Origin of the sequence: Alteromonas profundi (assembly GCF_010500865.1) — a bacterium.
Lineage (GTDB): Bacteria > Pseudomonadota > Gammaproteobacteria > Enterobacterales > Alteromonadaceae > Alteromonas > Alteromonas profundi.
Genome location: NZ_JAAAWN010000007.1, coordinates 163567 through 169608, shown reverse-complemented (window position 1 = coordinate 169608; position 6042 = coordinate 163567). Strand labels below are relative to the sequence as shown.

The window sequence follows — 6042 nt, the reverse complement described above, 5'->3', positions numbered from 1 at the left end:
TTCCTTCAGACCCTGCCGTTAGCCAACAACGCCCTTGCCATTCGGATTGTCTTCCCCTCAGTCAGGGTGATTCAGGTTTCTTCCAACCTGACGGGATTGCCAGCTTCGCTGGGCAAACAAAAAAGCCGGTCGTTCGACCGGCTTTTACAATACTTAAGCAATGAGCGAGATAAACTCACTCAACGGTAAAGGCTAATTACTTAGCGGCTTTACGTGCTTTTGCTTCTTCAATTACTTTATCAGCAACGTTTTGTGGACATGGTGCGTAGTGGCTGAACTCCATAGAGAACTGACCACGACCTGATGTCATTGTACGTAGTGAACCGATGTAACCGAACATTTCTGATAACGGAACGTCAGCTTTAATGCGAACGCCTGTTAAACCAGCTTCTTGGTCGCTTAGCATACCACGACGACGGTTAAGGTCACCGATTACGTCACCAACGTGATCTTCTGGCGTGAATACGTCAACTTTCATGATTGGCTCAAGAAGTTGTGCACCCGCTTTCGGGATTGATTGACGGAATGCGCCTTTCGCTGCAATTTCAAACGCGATTGCTGATGAATCCACTGCGTGGAAGCCACCGTCAAACAGTTCTACTTCAACGTCAAGTACTGGGAAGCCAGCTAGAACACCTTCGTCCATCATTGACTTAAAGCCTTTCTCAACGGCAGGCCAGAATTCTTTAGGTACGTTACCACCAACAACGGTAGATTTGAACGTAAAGCCTGAACCTTGTTCACCTGGCTTGATGCGGTAATCAATCTTACCAAACTGACCAGAACCACCAGATTGTTTCTTATGCGTGTAGCTATCTTCAACTTCTTGCGTGATAGTTTCACGGTAAGCAACCTGAGGCTGACCAACGATAAGGTCTACACCGTAAGTACGCTTAAGGATGTCTACTTTGATGTCTAAGTGAAGCTCACCCATACCTTTAAGGATGGTTTCACCAGAATCTTCGTCAGTTTCAACCTGGAACGATGGATCTTCTGCAACCATTTTACCGATAGCAATACCCATCTTCTCGTTACCGCCTTTATCTTTAGGCTGTACAGCAATCGAGATTACTGGCGTTGGGAATACCATTGGCTCTAGGGTTACTTTGTCCTTCGGATCACACAGAGTATGACCAGTTTGAACGTTCTTCATACCTACGATAGCGATGATGTCGCCCGCTTGCGCACTGTTAAGTTCAATACGCTCGTCAGCTTGCATCTCAACCATACGGCCAACACGTTCAGTCTTACCTGTGAACGCGTTCATGATGGTGTCGCCTTTGTTCAGCTTACCAGAGTAAATACGAACGAAGGTTAGTGCACCAAAACGGTCATCCATAATCTTAAACGCTAACGCTTTAAACGTTTCGTCAGCAGATACGATGGCGTGCTCACCAGTTTCGTTACCTTCTTCATCCATAAGTGGCTGAGGGTCAACTTCTGTAGGCGCTGGCAAGTAATCAACAACAGCGTCAAGTACTAGTTGAACACCTTTGTTTTTGAATGCAGAACCACAGTATGTTGGGAAGAACGAAAGATCACGGGTACCTTTACGGATACAACGTTTGATATCTTCAATAGAAGGTTCTTCACCTTCCATGTAAGCTTCCATTAGATCGTCGTCTTGCTCTACAGCAGTTTCGATAAGTTGCTCATGGTATTCATTAACTTTGTCTACCATGTCCGCAGGAACATCTTGGACTTCATAGTTTTCAGGAAGACCTGTGTCATCCCAAACGTAAGCTTTCTTAGTAAGTACGTCTACAACACCTACGAAGTCATCTTCAATACCAATTGGTAGTGTCATAACTAGTGGAACCGCACCAAGTACTTTACGTACTTGCTCAGTAACACGGTAGAAATCAGCACCCATACGGTCTAGCTTGTTAACGAAGATTATACGTGCAACTTCTGATTCGTTAGCATAACGCCAGTTGGTTTCTGATTGTGGTTCAACACCACCAGAACCACAGAATACACCGATACCACCGTCTAGTACTTTAAGTGAACGGTATACTTCAACGGTAAAGTCAACGTGTCCAGGAGTGTCGATAACGTTGAAACGGTGATCTTTCCAGAAACAGCTTACCGCTGCAGACTGGATGGTAATACCACGCTCAGCTTCTTGTTCCATGAAATCAGTTGTTGATTCACCATCGTGAACCTCACCAGTTTTATGGATTTTACCAGTAAGCTTCAAGATACGTTCTGTTGTGGTCGTTTTACCCGCGTCTACGTGGGCAAAAATACCAATATTTCTGTAATGAGATAAGTCTGACATTAGTTCACTTTCAATTGGTTCAGAGTAAAAAAACGGCTGGATTATAAGGATTTCTGTACCAAATTTACACCTTTTTTAGCACAAACAAACAAATCGTTTGTACAAAATCAAGCCACCATCAATTCTTTTTCTTAAGTATCAGCAACTTACTACGTGAAGATACTTTTTTTGAAAATAACAAAATCACACCTCATCATCTGAAGTGCGAACAATTGTTACTGTAACTTCATCTCTGTCGTGGTAGAGATGCCTCACCTTTACCGTAAATGCATCGTTAAGGGCATCTAAACGGCTTACCAGCAGCGACATGGCCTCTGTTACGGTTTCATATCGGCGCTTCATAGGTAGCTTTAAATTAAATATTGCATGGGTTGCCCAGTGTTTTACCAGCCAGTCGCCCATTAGCTTTGCTACCCTATCGGGTTGCTCTATCATATCACACACTAGTAAATCTACGCGACCAAATTGTGGTTTATAACTAAAGCCGTCTGCGGCGTGGTGTTCAACCAAGCCGGTTTGCATTAAGCTATCTGCTACCGCACCATTATCTATCGCTTCTACATACATACCGCGCTTAACCAATTGATAGGTCCAGCCCCCCGGACACGCCCCTAAATCGACTGCTCGCCCGCCGCTACGTAGTACCTTGTTTTGCTCTTTGGCTGACAGCATATTCACCAGTGCATCTTCTAGCTTAAGCGTAGAACGACTAGGAGAGTCGGCGGGGAATTTCAATCGACAAATGCCTAAATGCGCTGGCGATGCATAGCCCTTTTCACTGTAGCCCACTACACAGGATTCAAAAGACGGGAAGAAAACATGAAGCTTTGCCTTTTGCGTATTTTCTTTAGCGGTTAACCATCCTTTTTGGCGAAGCGCTACCCGTAATGGCACTGTAAATTTACGGCAAAATTTAGCGAGTGTTTTACCCTCTTCAGTGTCAGGGTAATCCACCTCCAATACGCCAAACTCAGCTTTTGGCTTTTCTACCTCGCTAAGGGCATCGAGGACCTGTCCCACACGATCATCTTTGCCCAACGTATCTATTTTGGCGAATACACCAATTAACTGACGAGGAAAAATGGTTTCATTTACTGCCCGCAAAGTCAGTGCGTGCTTCAATTGATTTTCATCGAACAAATTGTAGTGAACAAAACCACTGTTTGACGTAGAAACAGGATAGCCAAACAGTTCTTTTTCGCCGTATAACGTGGCCAGTTCGTTGGCAGTGTCACTTTCATAGCCGGGACGGCAATAGGCCAAAATGCTAGTCATGTGAACGCCCCTTGAGTAAACCTATGGTAAGTAGCGCCCAACCTACTATGAATAATACCCCGCCAAGGGGCGTTATAGGGCCAAACCATTTCGCGCCAGTAAGCACCAATAGATAGAGGCTGGCGCTAAACAACAAACACCCACAGCAAAATGACACAGCTACGCGCTTAAGCCACTTTGGCGCTACGTAATCACTAAGTGTCGGCAGCAATAGCAACGCTAACCCATGATACATCTGATAACGTACTGCGGTTTCAAATGTGGTCAACTGGGACGCTGTTAAAATTGTGCTTAGGCCATGGGCTGCAAAGGCCCCAAGTATTACCGCGGTGCCAGCTAATAGTGCACCAAGAACTAACCAATGCTTATTTAAGCTTTGCTTAGTTAACCGCTGTGTATTTATCAAATCATTCTCTTTCATGACACTGTGTGTTCTTTTATAAAATCGGTTATCAATTTCGCCGCGTGCGTGAGGTGCTGCGCTTCACTAAACCCACTTTTCTTACGGGGTTTTAAACTATGATCACCATCCGCTAAAAAATACGTCGTAATGCGCGAAGAAAGTGAATAGCGCTCAACTTCGTGCTGGCTTCCTAGGGCATCCCGTTCGCCTTGCACTACTAACATGGGCGTAGTAATTGTTTGCAAGTGTGCCGTACGGGTTTTCTCAGGTTTACCTGCGGGATGAAAAGGATAGCCTAGTGCCACCACGCCTTGCACATTTTCAAGTTCGTCTACCAGCATACTGGCTATACGCCCGCCCATCGACTTACCGCCTATAAACGTAGCAAGGTCAGCGTAACTGGCCGAAATATGCGCCACTATATCTTTATACTCACCCAGTAAGGTTTCGGCTTTAGCTGGCGGTCGGCGCTTGCCCGTTTTCGTCATCACTTGCATATAGGGAAAATTAAACAGCACCACTTCAACCCCCTGTTTGCTCAATTTCGAGGCAATGGTTTGCATAAACGGATGTTGCATACCCGCGCCTGCACCGTGAGCTAAAATTAAACGCGCGATGGGGTTATCCGCCTCATGCAATTGTATATCAAACATCTTCTTGCTCTTCTTCTACTAAGGCTAAAATCCACTCTCGAAAGGCAGCAATTTTGCCCAGTTCCGCTTGAGACTCTTCACAAACCAAATAAAACGCATCTCGGCTTTCAACTTTCTCTTCAAAAGGCATCACCAATCGTCCTGCTTCAATTTCTGGGCGGGCCAAAATAGTGTTTCCTAATGCAATCCCCTGACCTAACGCTGCCGCCTGTAACACGAGCATTGAGTGACTGAACACAGGGCCTTGATTTACATTAACGCCTAATACCCCCACCTGCTTTAGCCAGTTTTTCCACGCTGAACGGCTGAGATCATGTAATAACACGTGATGACGTAAATCGGCGAGCTTCGCCAATGGTTTAGGGCTATTGAACAATAAGGGCGAGCATAAGGGCGTTAGAAATTCCCGATGCAGCTTATCGGCTTGAAGGCCACTCCAACGCCCCTTGCCATAATAAATGGCCACATCTACATCGTCGGCTAAAAAACCCTCATCAAAATCTACCGCTTTAATCCGTACATCAATATCTGGGTGAGCCTGACTAAATTTATTAATTCTAGGTACTAACCACTGACTGGCAAAACTTGGGGGCATGGCCACTGTCACCGCCCCTTTACTGCCTTTCGCTAATAGCCGCTCAGTAGCTTCTTGCAGGTTCTTGAAAATGTCCTTTAGCTCTAAAAAGTAAGCCTGGCCTTCTTCGGTTAGCAGTAACGTGCGATTGCGCCGTATAAATAATTTCATCGATAAAAATTCCTCAAGGGCTTTTATCTGATGACTTACTGCTGCCTGGGTGACAAATAGCTCATCTGCTGCTTTCGTAAAGCTTAAGTGTCGAGCCGCAGCCTCAAAGGCTTTCAGCGCGTTTAATGGAGGAAGACGTCGATGCATTTGTATTCTTGGTTAACCTTTTAGCCAACTATGACCGTTTGGTGAAATAAGCATTACTTTTTCTAATGATAACCCATACTTTTACTCGTTTTATTTTTGCACAAAAAATGACTATTATTTGCGCGAACTTTGAAAAGAAGCCGAAATATCAGCACTTTACAAAGACAAATTGTTAAGTATTTTAACAATTTAAAACAAACTTTTAATAAATTTTATTAGGTGTGAATTATGAAAACTAAAAAGTTACTTATTGCTAGTGTTTCTGTTATGGCGTTTGCCAGCGCAGCTGCAAATGCTAACGTACAGCCGGAAAAGATCAATCTACAATCACTGATTAATACGGCCATGACCAGCGTTAATATGGCGGAAGTACTTCCCGCTAATGACGCCCACATTGATGTTAAAAAACAGTCTACCACTATGCTATCTGAGCAAACTCAGATTGAGCTACACAAAAACTTGCTAGCAATGGCAAAGCGTGAAGAACGCGCTCCGGTAACGGCACAAAGCGAGTAACCCGTTATCACACCTGATCCGC

7 protein-coding genes are annotated in these 6042 nt (G+C 44.7%); 2 read left to right on the top strand and 5 right to left on the bottom strand.

Annotated features, from left to right (window positions below; translation table 11 throughout):
• Positions 1-189, top strand: a 189-nt coding sequence (locus GTH32_RS19360; RefSeq protein WP_203565406.1) for a hypothetical protein, incomplete at its 5' end; no start/stop codon positions are given.
• A gap of 7 nt (positions 190-196) precedes the next feature.
• Here GTH32_RS19360 and fusA read toward each other — a convergent pair.
• From fusA to GTH32_RS07595, 5 genes are all read right to left on the bottom strand, one after another.
• Positions 197-2281 carry an elongation factor G gene (fusA, locus tag GTH32_RS07615; RefSeq protein WP_163084638.1) on the bottom strand — a complete coding sequence of 695 codons (2085 nt, stop codon included), beginning with the start codon at positions 2279-2281 and terminating at the stop codon, positions 197-199.
• A 183-nt stretch (positions 2282-2464) separates the two neighbouring features.
• Positions 2465-3556 (bottom strand): 23S rRNA (cytidine(2498)-2'-O)-methyltransferase RlmM, encoded by a 1092-nt coding sequence (gene rlmM, locus GTH32_RS07610; protein WP_163084637.1) that lies wholly within the window; start codon positions 3554-3556, stop codon positions 2465-2467.
• Positions 3549-3977 (bottom strand): DUF423 domain-containing protein, encoded by a 429-nt coding sequence (locus GTH32_RS07605; RefSeq protein ID WP_163084636.1) that lies wholly within the window; start codon positions 3975-3977, stop codon positions 3549-3551. Before GTH32_RS07605 ends, rlmM begins: the two co-directional genes overlap by 8 nt.
• Entirely contained in the window at positions 3974-4612 is a 639-nt protein-coding gene (locus GTH32_RS07600) for an alpha/beta family hydrolase (RefSeq protein WP_163084635.1), read from the bottom strand. Before GTH32_RS07600 ends, GTH32_RS07605 begins: the two co-directional genes overlap by 4 nt.
• Complete coding sequence (locus GTH32_RS07595) at positions 4605-5504, bottom strand: transcriptional regulator GcvA (RefSeq protein WP_163084634.1); 900 nt, start codon at positions 5502-5504, stop codon at positions 4605-4607. Before GTH32_RS07595 ends, GTH32_RS07600 begins: the two co-directional genes overlap by 8 nt.
• Before the next feature lie 228 nt (positions 5505-5732).
• On the opposite strand from GTH32_RS07595, the gene GTH32_RS07590 reads away from it, so the two are divergent.
• Positions 5733-6020, top strand: coding sequence for a hypothetical protein (locus tag GTH32_RS07590; protein WP_163084633.1), 288 nt, complete (start codon positions 5733-5735; stop codon positions 6018-6020).
• Positions 6021-6042: the final 22 nt, after the last annotated feature.

Bases quoted from the DNA above. Each gene is read 5' to 3' on its own strand.
- fusA (WP_163084638.1), bottom strand. From the start codon at position 2,281: ATGTCAGACTTATCTCATTACAGAAATATTGGTATTTTTGCCCACGTA.
- rlmM (WP_163084637.1), bottom strand. From the start codon at position 3,556: ATGACTAGCATTTTGGCCTATTGCCGTCCCGGCTATGAAAGTGACACT.
- GTH32_RS07605 (WP_163084636.1), bottom strand. From the start codon at position 3,977: ATGAAAGAGAATGATTTGATAAATACACAGCGGTTAACTAAGCAAAGC.
- GTH32_RS07600 (WP_163084635.1), bottom strand. From the start codon at position 4,612: ATGTTTGATATACAATTGCATGAGGCGGATAACCCCATCGCGCGTTTA.
- GTH32_RS07595 (WP_163084634.1), bottom strand. From the start codon at position 5,504: ATGCATCGACGTCTTCCTCCATTAAACGCGCTGAAAGCCTTTGAGGCT.
- GTH32_RS07590 (WP_163084633.1), top strand. From the start codon at position 5,733: ATGAAAACTAAAAAGTTACTTATTGCTAGTGTTTCTGTTATGGCGTTT.